21 protein-coding genes are annotated in these 22,695 nt (G+C 75.5%); 10 read left to right on the forward strand and 11 right to left on the reverse strand.

The window, feature by feature from the left end; all coding sequences use genetic code 11:
• Window positions 1-31 precede the first annotated feature (31 nt).
• Entirely contained in the window at window positions 32-898 is an 867-nt protein-coding gene (locus VGB14_04770) for an FTR1 family protein (GenBank protein HEX9992221.1), read from the reverse strand.
• Between the two features lie 58 nt (window positions 899-956).
• On the opposite strand from VGB14_04770, the gene VGB14_04775 reads away from it, so the two are divergent.
• Entirely contained in the window at window positions 957-1,229 is a 273-nt protein-coding gene (locus VGB14_04775; GenBank protein HEX9992222.1) for a hypothetical protein, read from the forward strand.
• On the opposite strand, the gene VGB14_04780 is transcribed toward VGB14_04775, so the two are convergent.
• The 3 genes from VGB14_04780 to VGB14_04790 are packed head-to-tail and all read right to left on the reverse strand — an operon-like array spanning window position 1,226 to window position 4,079.
• A complete protein-coding gene (locus VGB14_04780; GenBank protein HEX9992223.1) occupies window positions 1,226-1,819 on the reverse strand; it encodes a class I SAM-dependent methyltransferase in 594 nt (197 codons plus the stop codon). The genes VGB14_04775 and VGB14_04780 overlap by 4 nt on opposite strands.
• Window positions 1,816-2,760 (reverse strand): class I SAM-dependent methyltransferase, encoded by a 945-nt coding sequence (locus tag VGB14_04785; protein HEX9992224.1) that lies wholly within the window; start codon window positions 2,758-2,760, stop codon window positions 1,816-1,818. Before VGB14_04785 ends, VGB14_04780 begins: the two co-directional genes overlap by 4 nt.
• Entirely contained in the window at window positions 2,757-4,079 is a 1,323-nt protein-coding gene (locus VGB14_04790) for an FAD-dependent oxidoreductase (GenBank protein HEX9992225.1), read from the reverse strand. The genes VGB14_04785 and VGB14_04790 overlap by 4 nt, the downstream gene beginning before the upstream one ends.
• 90 nt (window positions 4,080-4,169) lie before the next feature.
• Here VGB14_04790 and VGB14_04795 point away from each other — a divergent pair, with 90 nt between their 5' ends.
• The gene (locus VGB14_04795) at window positions 4,170-5,072 is read left to right on the forward strand and encodes a L,D-transpeptidase family protein (protein ID HEX9992226.1); all 903 of its coding nucleotides are present in this window, start codon (window positions 4,170-4,172) and stop codon (window positions 5,070-5,072) included.
• Here VGB14_04795 and VGB14_04800 read toward each other — a convergent pair.
• From VGB14_04800 to VGB14_04810, 3 genes are read right to left on the reverse strand one after another with little or no spacing between them, the layout of a single operon-like run.
• A complete protein-coding gene (locus VGB14_04800) occupies window positions 5,066-6,307 on the reverse strand; it encodes a hypothetical protein (GenBank protein ID HEX9992227.1) in 1,242 nt (413 codons plus the stop codon). The genes VGB14_04795 and VGB14_04800 overlap by 7 nt on opposite strands.
• A gap of 9 nt (window positions 6,308-6,316) precedes the next feature.
• On the reverse strand, window positions 6,317-6,814 hold the full coding sequence (locus VGB14_04805) for a TIGR00725 family protein (protein HEX9992228.1): 498 nt from the start codon (window positions 6,812-6,814) through the stop codon (window positions 6,317-6,319).
• A gap of 4 nt (window positions 6,815-6,818) precedes the next feature.
• Window positions 6,819-7,670: an LLM class F420-dependent oxidoreductase gene (locus VGB14_04810; protein ID HEX9992229.1), complete on the reverse strand. Its 852-nt coding sequence runs from the start codon at window positions 7,668-7,670 to the stop codon at window positions 6,819-6,821.
• A 168-nt stretch (window positions 7,671-7,838) separates the two neighbouring features.
• Here VGB14_04810 and VGB14_04815 point away from each other — a divergent pair, with 168 nt between their 5' ends.
• The 3 genes from VGB14_04815 to VGB14_04825 all read left to right on the forward strand — a co-directional run bounded on the left by VGB14_04815 (window position 7,839) and on the right by VGB14_04825 (window position 11,344).
• A complete protein-coding gene (locus tag VGB14_04815; GenBank protein HEX9992230.1) occupies window positions 7,839-9,476 on the forward strand; it encodes a RecQ family ATP-dependent DNA helicase in 1,638 nt (545 codons plus the stop codon).
• A gap of 71 nt (window positions 9,477-9,547) precedes the next feature.
• A complete protein-coding gene (locus VGB14_04820; GenBank protein HEX9992231.1) occupies window positions 9,548-10,912 on the forward strand; it encodes an FAD-binding oxidoreductase in 1,365 nt (454 codons plus the stop codon).
• Between the two features lie 3 nt (window positions 10,913-10,915).
• Window positions 10,916-11,344 carry a DUF5990 family protein gene (locus tag VGB14_04825; GenBank protein ID HEX9992232.1) on the forward strand — a complete coding sequence of 143 codons (429 nt, stop codon included), beginning with the start codon at window positions 10,916-10,918 and terminating at the stop codon, window positions 11,342-11,344.
• Between the two features lie 6 nt (window positions 11,345-11,350).
• On the opposite strand, the gene VGB14_04830 is transcribed toward VGB14_04825, so the two are convergent.
• Window positions 11,351-12,706, reverse strand: coding sequence for an LLM class flavin-dependent oxidoreductase (locus tag VGB14_04830; protein ID HEX9992233.1), 1,356 nt, complete (start codon window positions 12,704-12,706; stop codon window positions 11,351-11,353).
• A gap of 2 nt (window positions 12,707-12,708) precedes the next feature.
• The gene (locus VGB14_04835; protein HEX9992234.1) at window positions 12,709-13,758 is read right to left on the reverse strand and encodes a hypothetical protein; all 1,050 of its coding nucleotides are present in this window, start codon (window positions 13,756-13,758) and stop codon (window positions 12,709-12,711) included.
• 74 nt (window positions 13,759-13,832) lie between these two features.
• On the opposite strand from VGB14_04835, the gene VGB14_04840 reads away from it, so the two are divergent.
• The 4 genes from VGB14_04840 (at window position 13,833) to VGB14_04855 (ending at window position 19,240) form a co-directional block, all read left to right on the forward strand.
• Window positions 13,833-14,366, forward strand: coding sequence for a helix-turn-helix domain-containing protein (locus VGB14_04840; protein HEX9992235.1), 534 nt, complete (start codon window positions 13,833-13,835; stop codon window positions 14,364-14,366).
• Window positions 14,354-15,139, forward strand: a complete 786-nt coding sequence (locus tag VGB14_04845) for a glucose 1-dehydrogenase (protein ID HEX9992236.1) — start codon at window positions 14,354-14,356, stop codon at window positions 15,137-15,139. The genes VGB14_04840 and VGB14_04845 overlap by 13 nt, the downstream gene beginning before the upstream one ends.
• Window positions 15,140-15,203: 64 nt before the next feature.
• Complete coding sequence (locus VGB14_04850) at window positions 15,204-18,170, forward strand: LodA/GoxA family CTQ-dependent oxidase (protein HEX9992237.1); 2,967 nt, start codon at window positions 15,204-15,206, stop codon at window positions 18,168-18,170.
• A complete protein-coding gene (locus VGB14_04855) occupies window positions 18,167-19,240 on the forward strand; it encodes a tryptophan 7-halogenase (protein ID HEX9992238.1) in 1,074 nt (357 codons plus the stop codon). The genes VGB14_04850 and VGB14_04855 overlap by 4 nt, the downstream gene beginning before the upstream one ends.
• Here the strand turns inward: VGB14_04855 and VGB14_04860 are convergent.
• Complete coding sequence (locus VGB14_04860; GenBank protein ID HEX9992239.1) at window positions 19,221-20,138, reverse strand: TIGR03564 family F420-dependent LLM class oxidoreductase; 918 nt, start codon at window positions 20,136-20,138, stop codon at window positions 19,221-19,223. The two genes, VGB14_04855 and VGB14_04860, sit on opposite strands and share 20 nt — an antisense overlap.
• The gene (locus VGB14_04865) at window positions 20,110-21,006 is read right to left on the reverse strand and encodes a DMT family transporter (protein ID HEX9992240.1); all 897 of its coding nucleotides are present in this window, start codon (window positions 21,004-21,006) and stop codon (window positions 20,110-20,112) included. Before VGB14_04865 ends, VGB14_04860 begins: the two co-directional genes overlap by 29 nt.
• Before the next feature lie 34 nt (window positions 21,007-21,040).
• Here VGB14_04865 and VGB14_04870 point away from each other — a divergent pair, with 34 nt between their 5' ends.
• A complete protein-coding gene (locus VGB14_04870) occupies window positions 21,041-22,603 on the forward strand; it encodes an AMP-binding protein (GenBank protein ID HEX9992241.1) in 1,563 nt (520 codons plus the stop codon).
• Window positions 22,604-22,695 lie beyond the last annotated feature (92 nt).

Here is a 22,695-nt window from a genome sequence, read left to right on the forward strand (position 1 = left end):
CCCCGTCCCATCGGCCGGGCCCGCTCCGGGGTCAGGCCGGGCGGCCGGTCAGGCGGCGGCCGGGACCGGCTGGGCGGGTGGCCGGCCGGCGGGGCCGGGACGGGCGCAGGATCAGCCAGAGGACGGGCACGAGGTAGCCGAGGTAGACGGCGACCTGCTCGACCGAGGGCCGCGGGTCCCACCCGAACATGGCGGCGAGGAACTTGCCGACCTCGCTCTGCTGAGTGAGCCACTCGTACCGGCGCAGGTCGTAGACCCCGTTCAGCGAGAACGAGCCGAGGTCGCCGCTGGCCTGGAGGTAGAGCACCGAGCGGGCGGCGAGGCCGGCGGCGAACACGATCAGCACGACGCCGGTGACCGTGAAGAACGCCCGCATCGGCAGCGACCGGCCCCCGACGTAGACCATCCACGCCAGTCCGGTGGCGACGGCCAGGCCGAGCAGGCCGCCGACGAGCACCGACCGGCCCGACTCCTCGGTGGCCGCGGCGATCAGGAACAGCGCCGCCTCGATGCCCTCGCGGAGCACGGCGAGCAGGGCGACGGCGGACAGGGCACGGCCGATGTGCTCCGAGCGCAGGGCGCCGGCGATGCGCTCCTCGATCTCGCCCCGCAGGGCCCGCGCCTGGCGCCGCATCCAGAACACCATCCAGGTGAGCACGGACAGGGCCAGCAGCGAGATGCCGGCGAAGGCCCGCAGCCGGGCGGCGCCGGTGAGGTCGCCGATCGTGAGGTGCACGACGACGCCGACGGCGACCGAGATGCCCATGGCCAGGGCCACGCCCCGCCACACGGGGCCGGCCAGGTCGAGGCGGCCGATCCGGCGGAGGTAGGCGAAGACGATGACGACGACGAGGGCGGCTTCGAACCCCTCGCGGATCATGATCAACAGGGCGGTCAACACTGTTAGGGCACCCTAACAGAGTCTGCCGGCGCCGCCCAGCGGGGAGGATGGCGCCATGTCCGACACCCATCGCGACGACCGCTCCGAGACCCAGGGCGACCTGGCCGCCGGCGCCATGGGCGGGCCGGCCGGCTTCGACGAGCAGGGCGAGTCGCTCGACGAGCGGGGCCTCCAGTCGGCGCCCACGCCGGCCAACCCGCTGTCCGACGGCGCCGGCATCTCCTCGGCCGACGACGCCATGGCCGCCCCGGCGGCCGAGGCCGTCGAGACGGCCGTCCCCCGCCGCCTCCGCGAGGAGGCCGAGCAGGGCGACGGCGCCGGGCCCTAGCCCGGCCGGCGGGAGGAGCGGTCGCCGGGCGCCTGGCGGGGGCGGCGGGCCCTGAAGCGGAACGAGCGCTCGCCCACCTCTACCTCGGCGTCCACGAACCCCGCGGCGGCCAGCCGGGCCGGGAACGTCGCCGGGTCCACGGCGACCATCGTGTCGAACAGGTGGGCGGCCCGGAACCGCAGGCTCACCCGGCTGTCGCAGCCGGCCAGCCACCCGCCCGGGCGCAGGACCCGCCTGGCCTCGGCCAGCAGCGCGTCCTGGCGGGCCGCCGAGGGCACGTGGTGGAGCATCGTGCAGCACGCCGCGCCGGTGAACGAGGCGTCGGCGAAGGGCAGGGCGGCGCCGTCGGCCGCGCAGACCGGCACCGCCACCCGCCGGGCCAGCGCCGCCGCCGCGCCGGCGTCGACCTCGGCCGCCGTCACCCCGTGGCCCCGCTCCCGCAGCACGTCGGTGGTCACCCCCGGGCCGGGGCCGATCTCGACGACCGCCGGGCCGAGGTCGAGCCCGTCGAGCACCCACGGCATCACCACCTGCCGCATGCGCTCGGCCCACCCGGCGCTCGCGCAGCAGCGGCGGTGGTACCGGTTCACGCCGGCCGGCGGAGCACGGCCCGCAGCAGCGCGCCCCGCCCCGCGGCCCGGTGCAGCCCGTCCCAGGCCGTGAACACGGCGAGGGCCGGCGCCGACTCCAGGCTGAACCCGTCGACGACCCGGCGGGGCGCGCCGAGGTCGTCCAGCGCGTTGCGCACCGAGTACGTCCAGTTCACCGGGCTCACCATCGTCGACAGCGACGCCACCTCGAACCCGGTCACCTCGGCCAGCCGGCGCAGCGACCGCTCGTCGAACAGGTTCCAGTGACGGGGGAAGTGGTACCCGCCCCAGTGCCGGCTCCGGAACAGGCGGAAGTCGAGCGAGCCGGTGTTGTCGGTGACGACGAGGAGCCGGCCGCCCGGGCGCAGCACGCCGTGGACGGCCCGGAGCAGGCCGGGCGGGTCGGCCACGTGCTCGACCGTCTGGATCAGCAGGGCGAGGTCGTAGCCGGCCCCGGGGAGGCCGGCGTCCTCGATGCGCCCGTGGTGGACCTCGAGGCCCCGCTTCCTCGCCGCCTCCACCGCCCGCTCGTCGACGTCGATGCCCTCCAGCCGCCACGACCCCGGCCCGTGCTCGGCGAGGAGGGCGAGGTGGAAGCCGTCGCCGCAGCCGACGTCGAGCACCCGGGCGTCGGGGCGCAGGCCCTTGGCCGCCCGCAGCACCCGCCACGCCTCCAGCCGGCTGCGGACCTTGTGCACGAGCCCGTAGCGCTCCTCGGAGAACTCGAAGGCGTGGTAGTCGTCCGGGTAGATGACGGCCAGCTCGTCCTCGGTCGGGCGGGGGTCGAGGGAGACGAGCGAGCTCCGCGGGCCGCGCACGGCGAGGAACGTGGCGTCGCTCGTCCGGTACTCGAAGTCCTCGCCGACGGCCACCGGCTCGGCCGCCGTCGACCCGCACAGGCAGCAGGCGACCGGTTCCAGGGCGAGGGTCCTCCCGCTCACGCCCCGCCCTCCACCCAGGCGGCGATGCGGCGCCGGGTCCGCCAGTACACGTCCTCCATGAGGATGTGGGCGAACTCGCCGTTGCGGCCGACGCTCAGCAGGCCGTCCACCCCGGACGAGCGCTCGAAGGCCTGGCGCTCGGCCTCGTGGTCGAGGAGGAACACCGGGTAGGCGAGCGGCGTCCTCACCACCCGGCAGCCGAGGTACCTCGACGCCGCGCCCGGCACCAGCGCCTCGACGTGCTCGACGCAGAGCCGGCCGAGCTCGTCCTCGTCCATGGTCCAGTGGTCGTCGCCGACCTCGGCGCCGATGTCGGCGGTGACGAGCGTCTTCCCCTCGGGCGCCAGCCACGGCATCGACAGCGGCGCCTCGGTCAGCCGGAAGAAGGGGTGCTCCCGCTGCGGCACCCACATCACGACGTCGGGCAGCAGCGGCCGGCCCTCGAAGCGGAGGTTGACGAACACCATGGGCCGGTACCGGAACTCGGCCAGGTGGTCGAGCCGGTCGGTGCCCTCGACCAGCTTGGGCAGGACGTGGACGGGCGCGGTGGAGACGACGCCGTCGGCCGGCCAGTCCTCGCCCCCGACCCGCACGCCGGTGACCCGGCCGCCCTCGACGAGGATGCGCTCGACGGGCGAGCGGAGGCGGACGACGTCGCCGAGGTCGTCGGCGACCCGCTGGCAGAGCGTCGCCACCCCCGCCTCGGGATAGACGTGCCAGACGTTGACCCGCTCGGGCTGGGTGCGGCAGTAGCCGACGGCCGTCGCCCGGCGGGTCACGAGCGGGGACAGCTCGAGCGCGACGGTGCGGGCCAGGCCGGACGGCAGCTTGTCGGCCACCGCGGCCGACAGCCGGTCGGCCGGCGCGCCCGACCAGGCCTCGAGCAGCGGGCCGGCCACCTCCTCGGCCAGCCGGGCCCCGTACTCGGCGGCGAACTGCTCGGCCGCGGTGACCGGGGCCGCCCGGCGGCGCCGCAGCCGGCCGGCCGCCGCCGACGCCACGAACCGGGGCACCCGCAGCAGGCCGAACGGGTAGCCGAGCACCTTGCCGTCGAGGAACACGGACTCGCCGTAGCGGTGCACGTCCCGGCACTGCGCGCCGACGCCGAGGGCGGCGGCCAGCCGGTTGGTGACGAAGTGGGCGCCGGTGTCGTAGCTGAAGCCGTCCTCGTCGCGGTGCGAGGCGGCGAGCCCGGCGACCCTGGGCCCGGCCTCGAACACGGCCACCTCGACGCCGTGGCGCCGCAGCTCGCGGGCGGCCACCAGGCCGGCCAGGCCGGCGCCGACGACGGCGACGCGCGTCGGTGCTCTCCCTCCCACGACCGCCACGTTACGTCACCCGAAACCGTCATGACCACGTAACGTGAGTTGGGCAAGCTGGCTCGACCACCGGGCGTCGGACGGGGTGACATGGGACGAGCGCGAACCACCACGAGGGCGGCCCTGCTGCTGGCGGTCCTGACCCTGGCGCCGGCGTGCGCGGGGGTCGGCGCCGACGAGGCGGCGGCGCCCGCCTCGACGGGCACCACGGCCACGGCCGCCCCCCGCCCGACGACGACCACGACGGCCAGGCCGTCGACGACGACCACGACCGCGGCCCCGATCACCACGACGACGACCGCGCCACCGGCCACCACGACCACGACGGCGCCGCCGACGACGACGACCGAGCCGCCGCCCCCGCCGACCACCGAGCCGCCCCCGCCGCCCGAGGCGCCCGTGCTCGAGGCGGGCGTGTCCGGTCCGAGGACCGAGGCGCTCCAGCAGCGGCTGGCGGCGCTCGGGTTCGACCCCGGCCCGGCCGACGGCGACTTCGGCGGGATGACGACGATGGCCGTCTGGGCGTACCAGGCGATCGCCGGCCACCCGCAGGACGGCCGGGTCACCCCGGAGCTGGAGGCCGAGATCATGGCGGCCGCCCCCTACGGCGGGGCCCGGCCCGACGGCGGCCCCGACCGCACCGAGGTCGACCTGGCCCGCCAGGTGCTGCTCGTGTTCAGGGGCGGCCAGCTGCGCCTCGCCACCCACGTGTCGACGGGGTCGGGCGAGGACTACTGCGAGAACGGCCACTGCGGCACGGCGATCACGCCGACCGGCACCTACGCCTACAACGGCCGCCGGTACACGGGCTGGCACGAGTCCTACCTCGGCAGCCTCTACAACCCGGTCTACTTCTACGGCGGCTACGCCGTGCACGGGTCGACCTCGGTGCCGCCCTACCCGGCCTCCCACGGCTGCGTGCGCCTGCCGATGCACGTGGCCGAGTACTTCCCGACCATCGTCGAGACCGGCCAGCCCGTCTACATCTACTGACGCCCGGGCGTCGCCAGGTACACGTCGGTCTCGTCGTTGACGTGCCCGGCGACGAGCCCGAGCGCGTTCGATTGGAACGCCACGTGCCGGCCGTCGCCCGCGAGGTCCGGGTCCTCGCTGTCGCCCCGACCCGGCTCCCCGTCCGAGCCCCGACTGGCCAGGGTGGTGGTGCCCGCGGCCAGGTCCCGGATCACGACCTGGTACTTCCCGTTCCCCCCGCCGGGCACGACGTCGCGGGCCCTCGTCTGGAAGGCGACGAACCGTCCGTCGTCGCTGATCGAGGAGAGCTCGCTCGGCCCGGCGGCGTCACCGCCGGCGACGTCGACGCTCGCCCTCGTCGTCGACCCGGTCGCGAGGTCGCGCACGAAGACGTCCACGTCCCCGTTGGCGTCGCCGGGGACGAGGTCGTCGCGCTGGGACGAGAACGCGAGGTACCGGCCCGTCCCGCTGAGGGACATGTGGAACGCGTCCGCGATCGTCACCGACGTGCCGGTCAGCCGGTCGTGCACGACGGCCTCGCCCCGGGCCTGCGGCGTGAAGACGACGTGGAGGTAGCCGACGTAGCGCCCGTTGGCGCTCATCGACGGGTCCCAGGAGTAGTCGTCGACCCCCGGTTCGTCGGCGCTGACCCTCGTCGTCGTGCCGGCCACCAGGTCCCGGACGTACACCTCGCTCGGGTAGAAGTCGCTCTCGCCGCCGTCTCCGGCCACGAGGTTCGTCGCGTCGGACTTGAAGGCCACGTACCGGCCGCCGGCGCTGATCACCGACCCGTAGCTGTGGTCGTCGGCGGGCGCGCCGTCGTGCCCGACGCTGACGAGGACCGTCGTCCCGGCCTCCCGGTCGCGGACGAACACGTCGAGGGCGTCGGGCGCGTCCCCCCGCACCAGGTCCCTCGCCGCCGACTCGAAGGCGACGTAGCGGCCGTCGGCGCTGATGCTCGGCGAGTAGCTGCCCCCGCTCGCGCCGCCGCCGTGGGCGTCGACGCTCACCAGCTCGGTCGTCCCCGCCACGACGTCCCTGACGAACACGTCGGGGAGGGGGCCCAGGTTGCCGGCGAGGTCGTCGGCGTAGGACTCGAAGGCGACGTACCGGCCGTCGACGCTGACCGACGGATCGAGGCTGGGCCCGTTCGCCGCCTCGCCGTCCGCGGCGACGCTGACGAGGACGACCGGCGGTCGGGCCGAGACGACCGAGGAGGCGAGGAGAACCGTCGCGAACGCCGCGGTCGTGAACATGCCGGCAAACTACTCGGAACGGCCTCCGGCTGCCCGGGCCAGCTCGACGGCCAGGGTGGCGGCGGCCTCGGCGTCGTCGGCCCGGATCACCGGGTCCTCGCCGCCGCCCGGCGGGCGCAGCTCCCACGTGCCGATGCCGACCACCGGGGTGCCGGCCAGCAGGGCGAAGGCCATCTCGGAGAGCGTCCCGAACGACCCGGGGAGCGCCACGACGGCGTCGGCCCCCATGACCACGAGCGCGTTCCTGGTCTCGCCCATCCCCGTCGGCACCGCCACGCCGACCCACGGGTTGGCCTCGGCCCGGTCCCGGCCGGGGAGGACGCCGACGACCGTCCCACCGGCCAGCGCGGCGCCCCGGGAGGCGGCCTCGGCCACCCCCCGCCGGCCCCCGGTGACGACGACGGCGCCGGCCTCGGCCAGCCGCCGGCCGACCTCCTCGGCCACGGCCAGCACGTCGGCGCCGACGTCGTAGCCGCCGATCACGGCGACGACCGGGCCGGCCGGCACCCGCTCAGCCGCCGCCGAACATGTCGACGAAGACCGTCACGCTCTCCGGGTTGCAGATCTGGGCCGGGATCACGACCCGGCTGACGCCGAGCTCCCGCATGGTCGCCACCCGGGCGACGGCGTCGGGGGTCGGCACCACCGGGCAGGTGACCTCGATCGTGGACGGGTCCCGGCCGGCGTCCTCGGCCGCCGTCCGCATCGACTCGAGCACGGCGGCCAGCCGGTCCATGTCGACCACGGCCGGGAAGAAGCCGTCGCCGATGCGGCCGGCCCGCCGGGCGGCGGCGTGGCTGTGGCCGCCGACGACCACGGGGATCCGCTCCTGCACGGGCACGGGCCGGCAGTACACCCGGTCGAAGGACACGAACTTGCCCTCGAAGCTGGCCGGCTCGCCCGTCCACAGCGCCCGCATGGCGGCCAGGTACTCCTCGACCCTGGCGCCCCGGTCCTCGAAGGGCACGCCCATGGCGTCGAACTCCTCCTTCAGCCACCCCGAGCCGATGCCCACCGTCACCCGGCCGCCGGACAGCACGTCGAGGGTGGCGACCTCCTTGGCCGTGAGGAGGGGGTTGCGCTGGGCGAGGAGGAGGACGCCGGTGCAGAGCCGGATGGTCGACGTCTTCGCCGCGAGGTACGACAGCCACAGGAGCGGGTCGGCGATGTCCGTGTCGTCGGGGATCGGCATGCGGCCGCTCTCGTCGTACGGGTACGGCGTCGAGTGCTGCGCCGGCACGACGACGTGCTGGACGGTCCAGAGCGAGTCCATGCCGCCCGCCTCGGCGGCCTGGACGAGCTCCGTCGCGTAGCCGGGGAACGCCGGCGGGCCGGCGTTGACGAAGAAGAGACCCACCTTCATCTTCTCAACCTCCACCGTCGGTCCTGCGATCGCCGCGAACGGTAGCGGACGCGAGGCGGAATGACCCGCCCCACCGTCGGGTAATGGCAGCGCACGCCAGGTGTCCCGGAGGCGAAGGAGCCGGGCGTTCCACGCGCACCGCGCCGAGCCCGAGGAGGACCCCCGCCCATGGCCACCGACATCGGCGCCGTCGCCCGCGACCTGCTCCGCTTCGACGCGCTGCGGCCGGGGCAGGCGGAGGCGGTGGCGGCGGTGCTCGACGGCCGGGACACGCTCGCCGTCATGCCGACCGGCTCCGGGAAGTCGGCCATCTACCAGATCGCCGGCGCGCTGGTCGACGGGCCGACCGTGGTCGTCAGCCCCCTCATCGCCCTCCAGCGGGACCAGGCCGGCGCCATCGGCGAGCGGGACCTCGGCGGCGCCGCCGAGGTCAACTCGACCCTCACCGACGCCCGCCGCCGCAACGCCCTGCGCCGCATCGTGCGCCACGAGGTCGAGTTCGCCTTCCTCGCCCCCGAGCAGCTGGCCCGGCCGGACACGATGGACCGGCTGCGGGAGGCGAGGCCGTCGCTGTTCGTCGTGGACGAGGCCCACTGCATCAGCGCCTGGGGGCACGACTTCCGCCCCGACTACCTCCGGCTCGGCGCCGTCATCGAGGCGCTCGGCCACCCGACCGTCATCGCGCTGACGGCCACGGCCTCGCCCCCGGTGCGGGCCGAGATCGTGCAGCGGCTCGGCATGCGGGGCCCGGCCGTCGTCATTCGCGGGTTCGAGCGGCCCAACCTCCGCCTCGAGGTCGAGGCGGCGGCCGACGCCGCCGGCGTGCACGACGGGCTGGTCGAGCGGGTGGCCGAGCTGCCCGGCACCGGCATCGTCTACGTCGCGACCCGCCGCCAGGCCGAGGGCCTCGCCCGCGAGCTGGGCGCCCCGGGGCGGCCGGCGCTCGCCTACCACGGCGGGATGACGAAGAAGCGCAGGGACACCGTCCACGAGCGCTTCCTCGACGAGGCCCCGTGCGTGGTGGTGGCCACGATCGCCTTCGGCATGGGGGTCGACGCCCCCCACGTCCGCTTCGTCGTGCACGCCGAGTCGCCCGAGTCGATCGACGCCTACTACCAGGAGGTGGGCCGGGCCGGCCGTGACGGCGAGCCGGCCGTGGCCGTGCTGTTCCACCGCCTCGACGAGTTCGGCGGCCGCCGCTTCTTCGCCGGCACCGCCGCCATCGAGCCGGCCGTGCTGGAGCGGCTGGCCGGCGCCGTCCAGCAGGCGCTCGAGCCCCTGCCCCTCGCCCTGCTCGCCCGGCTGATCGACCTGCCCGAGTCGCGCCTGTCGGTGGCGCTCAGCCGCCTCCAGGAGGCGGGCGCGCTCCGGGTCGGCACCGACGGGCTCGTCTCGTCGGTCGACGGCGGCCCGTCGCCGGCCGACGCCGCCCGCCGGGCCGTCGACGAGCACGAGGCCTACCGGGCGGCGGAGCGGTCCCGCCTCGAGATGATGCGGCGCCTGGCCGAGTCGCCCGAGTGCCGCTGGAAGCTGGTCCTCTCCTACTTCGGCCAGCCGGCCGGTCCCCGCTGCGGCCGGTGCGACAACTGCGACCGCACGGCCGAGGAGGGCGGCCCCGGCCGGGCCGAGCCCGTCGCCGCGGCGACGTACGCGTCGGGCACGCGCGTCCGCCACCGCCGGTGGGGCGAGGGGGCGGTCATGGGCCAGGACGGCGACGACGTGACCGTGCTGTTCGACGACGGCAGCTACCGCGTCCTGTCGGTCGCGGCCGTCGTCCAGCGGGACCTGCTGACCAGGGTCGCCTAGCACCGACCGCGCGCGTACGATCTCGCCGGGCGCCCAATCGGGCGCAAACGGTCCGGTTCAAGGAGGCGGAGTTGAGCGACGCTGGCATCAAGGTGCCCGACGCCGTCCGGTCCTCGTTCACGGGGGACCTCCTGTCGCCCGGCGACGACGGCTACGAGGACGCGCGGCGCATCCACAACGGCATGATCGACAAGCGGCCGGCGCTGATCGCCCGGTGCCGCACCACCGAGGACGTCGTGGCGGCCGTGAACATCGGCCGCGAGGCCGGGGTCGAGATCTCGATCAGGGGCGGCGGCCACAACGTGGCCGGCAAGGCCGTCACCGACGGCGGCCTGATGATCGACCTGGCGCTGATGACCGCCGTCGAGGTCGACCCCGAGGCGAGGACGATCACGGCCGAGGGCGGCACGACCTGGGGGCAGTTCAACAACGCCACCTACCCCCACGGCCTGGCCACGACGGGCGGCACCGTGTCGACCACCGGCATCGCCGGGCTCACCCTCGGGGGCGGGGTCGGCTGGCTGATGGGCCGGTACGGGCTGGCCTGCGACAACCTCCTCGCCGTCGAGGTCGTCACCGCGACCGGCGAGGTGGTGGTGGCGAGCGAGGACGAGCACCCCGACCTGTTCTGGGGGCTGAAGGGCGGCGGCGGCAACTTCGGGGTCGCCACCCGGTTCACCTACCGGGCCCACCCCGTCAAGGACGTCACCGGCGGCGTGCTCGCCTACCCGGTCGACCAGGCCAGGGCGGTGTTCGACCTGTTCCGGCGGGCGACCAAGAACGCCAGCGACGACCTCGGCATGGGCGCCGGGTTCCTCGCCGCCCCGGACGGGTCGGGCGCCAAGATGGTCGCCTTCCCGATCTGCCACGCCGGCGACCCGGCGGCGGCCGAGGCCGAGCTGGCCCCGCTGCGCACCGGCGACGTGAAGCCGGCGCTCGAGCTGATCGGCGAGGTGCCGTACCCGATCGTGAACACGCTGCTCGACGTGTCGTTCCCGAAGGGCGCCTGGAACTACTGGAAGTCGGCGTTCTTCACCGACCTGTCCGACGCCGCCATCGAGGTGATGATCGACGCCTACGCCAAGGCCCCGTCGGACATGAGCCTGCTCACCGTCGAGCACGTGCACGGGGCGGCGGCGAGGATCGACCCGGCGGCCACCGCCTTCCCGCACCGCCAGGAGGGCTACAACTCGCTGATCCTCGCCCAGTGGGCCGACCCGGCCGACACCGACGCCAACGTCGCCTGGGCCAGGGAGACCTTCGAGGCGCTCCGCCCGTACATGGCCGAGCGGCGCTACGTGAACTACCTGTCGGCCGACGACGGCGGCTTCGTCCGCCAGGCCTACGGCGAGAACTGGCAGCGCCTCGTCGAGCTCAAGCGCACCTGGGACCCGCACAACCTGTTCCGCCTGAACCAGAACATCTCCCCGGCCTAGGGCGTGCGGGTCCGCGTCGTCGGAACCGACCTCCCGGGCGACACGTTCGGCGGTCGCCCGGTGTTCGTCGCCGTGCAGCGGGAGCGGGCCTTCGAGGGGATCACGCCCGGCGGCGCCGGCGGGGCGCGCTTCGACCTGGAGGTGCGCCTCGCCGGCGACGGCACCCCCGATGACGTGCGGGGGCCGTACGTGTTCGGCAGGAAGGGCGACCGGTTCCTCTACCTCGCCTGGGTCAGCCCGGCCGGCGACGGCGGGTGGGAGATCGTGCGCCGGGCCAAGATCCACCCGGCCGCCGTCCCGCCGGCCACGTGGTCCGAGGCCGTCGCCGGCGGCGGCGTGCTCGAGGTCACCCTCCCGCTCACCGACCGGTGCGGCGCCCCCCGGTGCGCCACGGTCGACGACGTCTGCCGCTGGCGGGTCGTCCCGGCCTGAGCAGGGTCAGCCGAGGATGCCGAGGGTCTCGTCGCGCGTGCCGGCGGCCCGCTCGTCGGCGAAGCGGTCGAGCCACTGCCGGCCCTCCTCGCCGCCGGCCTGCTCGACCAGGCGCCTGGGGATGGCGCGCACGACGTAGTCCTCCGGCATCGGCGGGGCGGTGTCCACCCGGCGGGCCATGGCCGCCTCGACGACCGGGGCCAGGCGCTCGGCCTTGGCCGCCGTCGCCGCCTCGTCCCGCTCGGCGAACTCGGGCAGCACCTCCCGGCCGAACAGCTCGAGGGACGCCATCACGTCCTCGTGGCGGTTGCGGCCGGCCTGGAGCACGAAGATCAGCTGGTCGACCCCGGCCTCCTCGTACCGGCGCAGGAACCGCCGCAGCTGCTCGGGGGTGCCGACCGCGCCCCGCAGCCCGCTGGCCTCGCCGGACACGACCTTCGCCCCGAGCCGCTCCTGCTCCAGCGCGAGGGCGGCCTCGGGGGAGTAGCCGACGGCGTCCCGGCGGGCCAGGAACTCCTCCCACACGTTCGTCCGCCCGGGGACGTGGTCGCCGAAGACGTAGTAGTGGCCGAGGGAGTAGCCGAAGAAGTTGCCGCCCTCCAGGCCCCTCGCCACCGCCTCCTCCTCGGTCGGCGCGCACATCATCGGGGTCACGCAGGCCACCTGGGCGTTCACCGCCAGCCCGACCGGCACGGCCCTCTCCGCCAGGGTGGCCTCGTAGTCGGCCACCCAGCGCTGTGCCTCCTCGGGGTCGATGAACGCGAACGTGAGCGCCCCGATGCCGAGCTCGGCGGCCAGCAGGATCGTGTCCCGCCGGGAGCAGGCCACCCACAGCGGGGGGTGGGGCTTCTGCACGGGCTTCGGGACGACGTTGCGGGGCGGCATCGAGACGAACCGGCCGTCGACGCCGGTGAACGGGGTCTCGGTCAGGCACCGCACGGCGACCTCGAGGCCCTCCCGCCACATGTCCCGCTTGAGCACGGGGTCGATCCCGAACCCGCCGAGCTCGGCCTCCGACGACGACTCGCCCGAGCCGAACTCGACCCGGCCGCCCGACACGAGGTCGAGCATGGCGATGCGCTCGGCCGTGCGGGCCGGGTGGTTGTAGGCCGGGGCCGTCTGGACGATGCCGTGCCCGAGGCGGATGTTCCTCGTGCGCTGGCTGGCGGCGGCCAGGAACACCTCGGGGGCCGAGGAGTGCGAGTACTCCTCGAGGAAGTGGTGCTCGACCTCCCACACGTACTGGATGCCGAGGCGGTCGGCCAGCTCGACCTGGTCGAGCGCGTCCCGGATCAGCCGGAGCTCGCTGTCCTCCTCCCACGGCCGGGGCAGCTGGTGCTCGTAGAAGACGCCGAACTTCACGACTACGCCGCCCGCAGCTCGTCGAACTCGGCCAGCAGGTCGTCGCCGTCCGGCCGCTCGCCGAGGGCCAGCGCCACCTCGGCCCTGATGACCCGGCGCAGCTCCTGCTGGCGGGGGCCGAGCGAGTCGGCGAGGGCCCGGTCCCACACCCGGCCGACGAGGTCGCCGCCCGCGTACCGGCGGCCGGAGTCGCCGACGAAGGTCCGGTCCCGCAGCTCGGAGAGCACGGTCGTGAGGTAGGCGACGTGGGGCGCCTCGTCGGCCCGGATGTACGACACGAGGCGGGCGGCCTCGCCCTCGCCGGCCACGAGGTCCCGGTCGGCCAGCACCTCCTCGGCCCAGGCGAAGGTGTGGAAGGCCGACACCTCGATCAGCAGCAGGCGGACCATGCGCTCGACCAGCGGCTCGAGGTCGGGGTGCAGGTCGGCGGGGAACAGGCGGGGCGGCAGCTGGGCCGGCGCCGGCCGGCCCCCCGGGGTCCGGGACAGGCCCATGCGCTGGAGCATCAGCTCGGTCTCGTCCCCGGTCGGCGGGTCCTCGAAGGCGACGTCGCGAGCCGCGAACCACATCTGCTTGTGGCCGCCCTCGTCCTCGAAGCCGGCCTCGTCGCGGGCGTGGGCCTCGTAGAGCCCGCGGGTGAGGTGGGCGGCGGCCGTGCCCCGCACGTCCTCCACCAGGCAGCGCTGGAGGTCGGGGACGGGCGCGTGGCGGATGAGGCCGCCGAACCCCTCGACGGTGCCGATGCGGGTGAGGGTGGCGACGATCGGCTCCCGCACGCCGTGGCCGAGCAGGAAGCGGGCCTGGTCGACGGTGGGGTAGTGGGACGGCCAGGCGTCGAGGGGGACCGAGAGGGGGTCGGTGCCGAACTGCTCCCGGCGCCGGGCCTCCCAGGCGGCGATGGCCGGCACGCGGTGCCGGGCGCGGGGCGAGACGTAGCGCCCGTCCGCGTCGAACCCGCCGTGGCAGCGGACGCCGCCGGCCACGAGCGGCTCCTCGACGTCCTCGGAGGCCAGCAGCTCCGCCTCGGTGAACTCGACCTGGGCAGTGGTCACCCGCGGAGTGTAAACTCCCCGGTATACCGCCGACAACCCGCCAGCTGCTGCGCCGCCCGGAACGGCAGGCGTCGGTGCTGCGGGCCGCGGCGCGGGCCTTCGCCAGGGCCGGGTGGGCCGGGACGTCGATGGAGGACGTGGCCGCCGAGGCCGGCGTCACCAAGCTGATCGTCTACCGGCACTTCGACTCCAAGGAGGAGCTGTACCGGGCCGTGCTGGCGCGGGTGGCCGAGCGGCTGCGGGACGAGTTCGAGGCCGGCGTGCGGGAGGGGCCGGAGGTGCGGGGGGTCGCCGTGCGGTCCCTGCTGGCCGTCGCCCGCGAGGACCCCGACGGCTTCCGGCTGCTGATGGTCCATGCCGCCCGCGAGCCGCAGTTCGCCGGCTACGCCGCCCACTACCGGGCCGAGGCGGCCGCCGTCGCCGACCGCCTGATCGGCGAGGACGTGGCCGACCAGGCCCTCCGGGCGTGGGCGACCCGCACGACGGTCGCCTACCTCGTCGTCGCCGTCCTCGAGTGGCTGGAGGTCGGCGACGAGGCCATGGACGACCACTTCGTCGAGCGGGCGACCGACGCCCTCGTCGCTATGGTCGCCGCGTGGACGACCTGACCGACGGCGACCCGACGGCCCGCTTCCGCCTGGACGGGCGGGTCGCCGTCGTGACCGGTGCGTCGAGCGGGCTCGGGGTGCGGTTCGGGCGGGTGCTCGCCGCCGCCGGCGCCTCGGTCGTCCTCGCCGCCCGCCGGGCCGAGCGGCTGGCCGCCGTGGCCGAGGCCATCGGGGCCGACCGGGCGGTGGCCGTGCCCTGCGACGTGACCGACGACGGCGACCTCGCCCGCCTCGTCGACACGGCCGTCGGCCGCTTCGGCGCCGTCGACGTCGTCGTCAACAACGCGGGGACGGGCACGACGGTGCCCGCCGAGGACGAGCGCCCGGAGGACTTCCGGCACGTCGTGGCCGTCAACCTCACCGCCCCGTTCGTCCTGTCCCAGCTGGCCGCCCGCCACATGCTGGCCGCCGGCCGGGGCTCGATCGTCAACGTCGCCTCCATGCTCGGCGTCGTCGCCTCCGCCCCGGTCAAGCAGGCCGGCTACTGCGCCAGCAAGGGCGGCCTCGTCAACCTGACGCGCGAGCTCGGTGCCCAGTGGGCGAGGAAGGGCGTGCGGGTCAACGCGCTGGCGCCCGGCTGGTTCCGCAGCGAGATGACCGAGGACATGTTCTCCGACGAGCGGTCCCTCGAGTTCGTGCGCCGCAACGCCCCGATGGCCCGCCCCGGCACCGAGTCCGAGCTCGACGGCGCCCTCCTGTTCCTCGCCTCCGACGCCAGCGCCTACGTCACCGGACAGGTGCTGGTGGTCGACGGCGGGTGGACGGCCAGGTGACGCCGGGACCGCAGCGCTAGGGTCGCGCCGAGGGCGTGCGGGCGCCCGGGAGGGGGGAGGTGCCATGGCGCACCACGCGACCGTCGGCGACGGCGACTGCCGGAGCGATCCGGTCGAGGCCCTGCGGGTGATGTTCGTGGACCTCGTGATGGGCGGGCGCATCGCCAAGGGGCAGGACCCGGTGCTCCGGCCGGTGTTCCTGAAGCCCCACGGCGTCGCCGGGGGGACGCTCACGGTCAGGGACGACCTGCCCGACGACCTGCGGGTCGGCGTGTTCGCCGGCACCCGCTACCCGGCCTGGGTGCGGTTCTCGAGCGACACCGTGCCGGCCAACCCCGACCTGCGCACGACGGTCGGCATCGGCATCAAGCTGTTCGGCGTCCCCGGGCGGAAGCTGCTCCCCGGCGAGGAGGACGCCACCACCGCCGACTTCCTCCTGCAGAACTTCGACGTGTTCTTCGTCGACACGGCCACCGACTTCTGCGAGTTCACCAAGGCGGGGGTCGTCGATGGCGACTACGCGGCCTACCTGGCGGCCCACCCGACGACCGAGCGGCTGCTCGACGAGATGAAGAGGTTCGTGCCGAGCGCGCTCGGCGTCGACTACTGGAGCGGGCTGCCGTCGGCCTTCGGCCCGGATCGCTACGTCAAGTACAAGCTCACCCCCTCGCGCCCCCTCGCCCCGCCGCCGGCGAGCGGGGCCGGCCTCGGCCGCGACTACCTCGCCGCCGACCTCCGCTCCCGGCTGCTGGCCGGCCCGGCCGCGTTCGAGCTGTCCGTGCAGTTCCGGGCCGACCCCGACCGGATGCCGCTCGACCGCGCCACCGTGCGCTGGGACGAGGAGGAGAGCCCGCCGGTCCCGGTGGCGACGCTGCTGCTGCCGGCCCAGGACGTCGGCGCCCCCGGCCAGGCGGCCTACGGCGAGAACCTGTCGTTCACGAGCTGGCACACGCTGCCCGAGCACCGCCCCGTCGGGAGCCTCGCCGACGCCCGCCGGGTCGTGTACCAGGCGTCGGCCCGGCGCCGCCGGGACGCCAACGGGGTGCCCGTGGTCGAGCCCGAGCAGCCGAGGGCCGTCGAGACCGTCGACCCCTCGCCGCGGTCGCGGGACGCCACGATCTACCGCGCCGCCATCCACCCGGCCATCGGCATCGCGAGGGTGGGCGACAGCGCCGAGGAGTTCTTCCTCGGCCCCGAGGTCGTCGACCCCGAGCCGTTGCCGGTCGGGTCCTACAAGGACGCCACCGGCGCGCTGAAGCGCCAGGCCGCCCGCTTCCGGGTCTACGGCTACGACGCCGACGGCCGGGTGGTGAGGGAGCTCACCGCGGCCGACGCGGACATCAGGTGGACGGTCCACGTCGCCAACACCAAGGCCGCCTGGTACCAGTTCCAGCTCGCGCTCGACATCCCCGACGTGGCCGACGCCGACCCGTCGGCCCTCCGCAACGCCGGCGTGCCCGACCGGACGACGTTGGCCATCGACCCGGGGCCGCGGTCGATCACCGGCGCCGGCGAGTCCGGCCCCGAGTACGCCTTCGACACCGGCAGGTTCGTGGACCGGCCCGTGTACCTCGGCGAGCTGCGGACCGACGAGGCCGGCCGCCTGGTGTTCCTGGGCGGGCGGGGCGTCTCGGCGTCGTGGGACGGGTCGCGGGCGACGACGTTCGCCAACAACGACAAGTGGCACGACGACGTGTCCGACGGCCCGGTCACCGCCGAGGTCGTGCTCGACGGCCGCCCGCTCCCGGTCGAGCCGGCCTGGGTGGCGGTCGCGCCGCCGAACTACGGGCCCGGCATCCTCTCGGTCCGCACCATGTACGACCTGCTCCTCGACGGGTTCACGGCCGCGGGCGTCATCCCGTTCCCCGAGACGGTGTCGTTCACCGACCACGTCGAGCCCGTCCTCGACCGGCTGTGCGGCCTCCAGTGGGTGAACCGGGGCTTCGCCGGCCAGTACGGCTGGGGCGGCAGGGAGGACTTCTCCGACCCGGCCTACCGGGCCCGCCTCGCCAGCCCCGCGCCCGCCGACCAGGAGGTGCGGCGGCAGGTGTTCTCGGCCTTCCGGGTGCTGGCCAGGGACGGCATGTCGCCGGTGCCGTGGCCGTGGCTCTACGGCGACGGGATGAACCTGCCGCCGGCCTCGCCCCGCCAGCACCTGTGCCTGTCGGGCACGCAGTACCGCTACCTCCAGGCCTGGGCGGCCGGGAAGTTCGCCCCGCCCGACGGCGCCGCCCGGCCGCGGTCGATCGACGACGTCCCGGTGGCGGACCAGCCCGCCGTGCTCGACCGGGCCGCGCTCGAGCACTGCCTGGCCGACGCCTTCCACCCCGGGTGCGAGCTCACCTGGCCGATGCGCCACCTGACGATGTACTCGGCGCCGTTCCGGATCCGCCACCGCACCGCCGACGACCCGCCGTTCTCGTGGCCGCCCGTGCTCACCCCGGAGATCGCCCTCGCCCCCGACGGGCCGCTCTACGCCCAGGGACCCGGCGACCTGACCCGGTGGATGGCCGTGCCGTGGCAGTGCGACACCGCGAGCTGCCGGGACGGCTACGAGGCCAGGGGCGACACCGACTACGACCCGTACCTGCCGACGTTCTGGCCGGCCAGGGTCCCCAACCAGGTCCTGCCCGAGTCGAGCTACGAGAAGGTCATGGCGACGTCGGCCCCGGTCGAGGAGCGCCGCCTCGCCTTCGAGGACCGAGCGACCTGGTACCGCTTCCTCCCCGGCCAGTACCTCGACCAGATCAACTTCATGGTCGCCAACTTCGGCCGGCTCGGCATCGTGGAGCCCCGGCCGGGGCCGGGCGACGGCGCCTTCCCGGCGACGATCCTGGTCGAGTCCGAGCTCGGGTTCACCGAGGACGTGGCCCACGACGCCAACCTCCACCTCATCCACGTCGCCGCTGCCCGTCACCCGGCCGACGCCGAGGACGCCGTCGCCCGGGCCATCCAGCGCTCGCCGTTCTCCGCCGAGCAGGTGACGGCCGGCTACCTCGACGTGGTGAAGCGCCTCCGCCGGTTCCGGTGACCGTGCTGGACGCCGTCGTCGCCGGCGGCGGCCCGGCGGGGGCGGCGGCCGCCCTCCGCCTCGCCGCGGCCGGGCGGGAGGTGCTCCTGGTCGACGCGGGGACGGCTGCGCCGTCGGCCGGCGAGGCCCTGATCGGCGCGGCGCGGCCCGTCCTGCGGGACCTCGGGGTGCTCGACCGGTTCCTCGCCGAGGGCCACGTCGCCTGCCACGGGAACGACTCGGCGTGGGGCTCGGACGCCCTCGGGTCGGCCGACACGGTCCTCGACCCGAACGGCCACGGCTGGCACCTCGACCGGGCCCGGTTCGACGCGTTCCTCCGGGCGGAGGCTGCCGCCGCCGGCGCCGCCGTCCTCGAGGGCGCGACCGTGCGCGAGGCGACGAGGAGCGGCGGGACGTGGACGGTCGTGGCCGGCGGCCGACCGGCGGTCAGGGCCCGCTGGCTGGTCGACGCCACCGGGCGCCGGGCCGCCGTCGCCCGCCGCTGCGGCGCCCGCCGCCGGGCGGGCGACCCGACCGTCGCCGTCGTCGCCCGGTACGGGTCGCCGGCCGTGGACGACCGCGACGGCCGGACCCTCGTCGAGGCCGGGCCGGACGGGTGGTGGTACACGGGCCTCGTGCCCGGCCGGCGGCGGGTGGCCGCCTACGTGACCGACCGGTCGCTCGTGCCGGCCGGCGCCCGCACGGCGTCGGGGTTCGCGGCGCTGGCGGCCACGACCCGCCACGTCGCCGCCCGGCTCGACGGCTGGGCCATCGAGGGGGCGCCGCGGCAGGTGGCGGCCGGCGGTGCGGTGGCCGAGCCGCCGGCCGGCGACGGCTGGGTGGCGGTCGGCGACGCGGCCGTCGCCTTCGACCCGCTCGCCTCCCTCGGCCTGTTCACCGCCCTGCTCACCGGGAAGCTCGCCGCGGAGGCCGTCGACCGGGCCATCGGCGGCGACGGCGACTCGACCGGGGCGTACGCCCGCAGGGTGGCGTCCCTCGCTGCGAGCTACGAGCGCGACCGGGCCCGCTGGTACGCCGCCGAGCGGCGGTGGGCCGACCGCCCGTTCTGGCTCAGTCGGGGTCGGGGGTGAGCAGGCCGCGCAGGAACGCCCTCGTCCGGTCGCGGTCGTCGCCGCCGGCGAACTCGGAGGCGGCGAAGTCCGTCACCCCGGCCGCCTCGAGCTCCTCCAGCCGCTCCCGCAGGGCGGCCTCGTCGCCCACCAGGGCCACGTCGGCCGGGCCGTCGGCCCCCTCCCGGTCGAGCATGGCCCGGTAGGACGGGAGCTGGCCGTAGACGGCGTAGATCGTGGCCGCCCGCTCCCGCGCCCCGGCCACGTCGTCGGTGACGCAGACGGGCAGCGAGGCGACGACGGCGGGCGCCGGCCGGCCGGCCCGCTCGGCCGCCGCGGTGATCGTCGGGACGGTGAGGTCGCGGAGGGTCCTCGGCCCGGTCATCCAAGTGATCGTCCCGTCGGCGGCCCGACCGGCCAGGTCGAGCATCTTCGGGCCCAGCGCGGCGACGAGGACCGGCACCGGGTCGGCCCCCTCCACCCTGACCGAGCCCTGGGCCGTGATCGTCTCGCCCTGCACGGACGCCGACCCCTCCCGCACGAGCGGGACGAGCGCGGTCAGGTACTCGCCCATGTGGCGGACGGGCCGGTCGAACCGGTAGCCCCACATGCCCTCGACGACGGGCTGGTGGGACAGGCCGATGCCGAGGGTGAGCCGGCCGCCGGTGGCCGCCTGGGTGGTGAGCGCCTGGGCGGCGAGGACCATCGGGTGGCGGGGCCAGGTGGGGACGACCGAGGTGCCGAGCTCGATGCGGGGCACCTCCCGCCCGACGATGGCGAGCGTGGTCAGCGCGTCGGGGCCGAAGATCTGGGGCAGCCAGTAGGTGGCGAAGCCCTGCTCCTCGGCCAGGCCGGCGGCGGCCAGCACGGCGTCGAGGCCCTTCTCGTACTCACGGCCCCCGTAGATCCCGATGCGCATGGCCGGGCACCCTAGGGCGGGCGGCCAGCACCAGCCCGCCGAGGAGCAGCCCGGCGCCGGCCACGGCGACGGCCGTCGGGCGCTCGCCGAGCACCACCACGCCGAGCACGCCGGCAGTGAGCGGCTCGGTGAGGGACAGGGTGGCGGCGGTCGCCACCGGCACGCCGTCCAGCCCCCGGAAGAACAGGGCGTAGGCCACGGCCGTGGTGACCAGGCCGAGGTGGGCGACCATGGCCAGGCCGCCGGCCGTCGCCAGCCAGCCGGCGCCGGCGAGGAGGAGGGCGGGCACGAGGGCCACCCCGGCCAGGCCGAAGCAGGCGGCGGCCACCTCGTCGGGGCCGTGGCCGTCGAGCAGGCCCTTGGTGCCGACCGTGTAGGCGGCGTAGCTGGCGCCGGCCCCGAGCGCCAGGGCCACGCCGGCCGGGTCGGCCTCGGCGTCGCCCCCGCCCGCGAGCAGCAGGGCGCAGCCGGCGACGGCGAAGGCGGTGCCGGCCGCCCACGCCCGGTCCGGCCGCTCGCCCCGCACGACGAGGCCGAGCAGGCCGGCCGCCACCGGCCCGCTGCCGATGGCGACGGCGGTGCCGAGCGCCACCCCGGTCGACCGGACGGCGGCGAAGAACAGCAGCTGGTAGGCGGCGACGGCCGCCGCCGACAGGCCGAGGGCGACCGGCGGCCACGGCGCCGCGGCCCGCCGTCGCGGCCGGCGGGTGACGACGAGGGCGGCCAGCGCCGCGCCCCCCACCGCCACCCTGGCGGCCCCGACGGCGACCGACTGCGCGCCGTCCGGCCCGAGCGCCTGGGCGGTGCCGGTCGTCCCCCACAGCACGGCCGCCGCCACGACGAGCAGCGGGGCGGGTGCGCGACGCACGCCCGGGAACCTAGGTTGGTGGGACCGGGAGCGAGTGAAGGTCACGACCGAGGAGGGCCAGATGAAGGTCCCGTTGACGGTGTCGGACTTCCTCCAGCGCGCCGAGCTGGTCTACGGCGAGCGCGTCGGGGTGGTCGACGAGCCGGACCAGCCGGCCGGGTCGCTCGGCGAGCTGACCTACCGGCGGATCGCCGAGCTGGCCAGGGCCCAGGCCGCCGCCCTCGACGAGCGGGGCGTGGGCGCCGGCGAGCGCGTCGCCATCGTGTCCCAGAACGCGGCCCGGATGCTGGTCTCGTTCTTCGGCGTCGCCGGGTACGGGCGCATCCTCGTCCCGATCAACTTCCGGCTGAACCGGGACGAGGTCGCCTACATCGTCGAGCACTCCGGGGCGTCGATGCTGCTGATCGACCCCGAGCTCGAGGCGTCGCTCGCCGGGGTGGACGCCAAGCACCGCCTCGTGCTCGGCACGGCCACCGACGCCGAGCTGTACCTCGAGGGCCGGGAGCCCGAGCCCCCCGTGCTCGACGAGGACGCCACCGCGACCATCAACTACACGAGCGGCACGACCGCCCGCCCGAAGGGGGTGCAGCTCACCCACCGCACGGTGTGGCACAACGCGGTGACGTTCGGGTGGCACGCGGCGGTGACCGACCGCGACGTGTACCTCCACACGCTGCCGATGTTCCACTGCAACGGCTGGGGCATGCCCTTCGCCACGACGGCCATGGGGGTGCCCCAGGTCGTGCTGCGCAAGGTCGACGGCGCCGAGATCCTGCGCCGCGTCGAGCGCCACGGCGTCACCCTGCTGTGCGGGGCGCCGGCCGTCGTCAACGCCATCCTCGACGCCGCCGCCAGCTGGGACGGCGAGGTGCCCGGCCGGGACCGCGTGCGCATGGTCGTCGCCGGCGCGCCCCCGCCCACGAGGACGATCGAGCGGGTGGAGACCGAGCTCGGCTGGGAGTTCATCCAGATCTACGGCCTGACCGAGACGGCCCCGCTGCTCACGATCAACCGGTCGCGCGAGGAGTGGGACGGGCTCGACCCCCACGAGCGGGCCGTGCGCCTCGGCCGGGCCGGCGCGCCGGCGCTCGGCGTCAGCCTCCGCATCTCCGACGACGGCGAGGTGCTGGCCCGCAGCAACGTCGTGCTCGAGGGCTACTGGGAGAACCCGGAGGCGACGGAGGAGGCGCTGGCCGACGGCTGGTTCCACACCGGCGACGGTGGCTCCATCGACGACGAGCACTACCTGTCGATCTCGGACCGCAAGAAGGACGTGATCATCAGCGGCGGCGAGAACGTCTCGTCGATCGAGGTCGAGGACACGCTGTTCTCGCACCCGGCGGTGGCCGAGGTGGCGGTCATCGGCGTGCCCGACGACAAGTGGGGCGAGACGGTGAAGGCGCTGGTCGTGCTGGCCGAGGGCCAGTCGGCCACCGAGGCCGAGCTGATCGGGTGGTGCCGGGACCGCCTGGCCCACTACAAGTGCCCGACCTCGGTGGAGTTCCGCGACGTCCTGGCCCGCACGGCCACCGGCAAGCTCCAGAAGTACAAGCTCCGCCAGCCCTACTGGGAGGGCAGGGACCGCCTGGTCAACTAGCGGGAACGAAGCGGGGCCGGGCGCCGTTGGGTGGGGGGATGCCCGCCGCCCGCGCCGCCGTCGCCGCCCTGGTCGCGGTCGTCGCCCTGGCG

The organism is Acidimicrobiales bacterium (assembly GCA_036399815.1).
In the GTDB taxonomy this organism is placed as follows: domain Bacteria; phylum Actinomycetota; class Acidimicrobiia; order Acidimicrobiales; family DASWMK01; genus DASWMK01.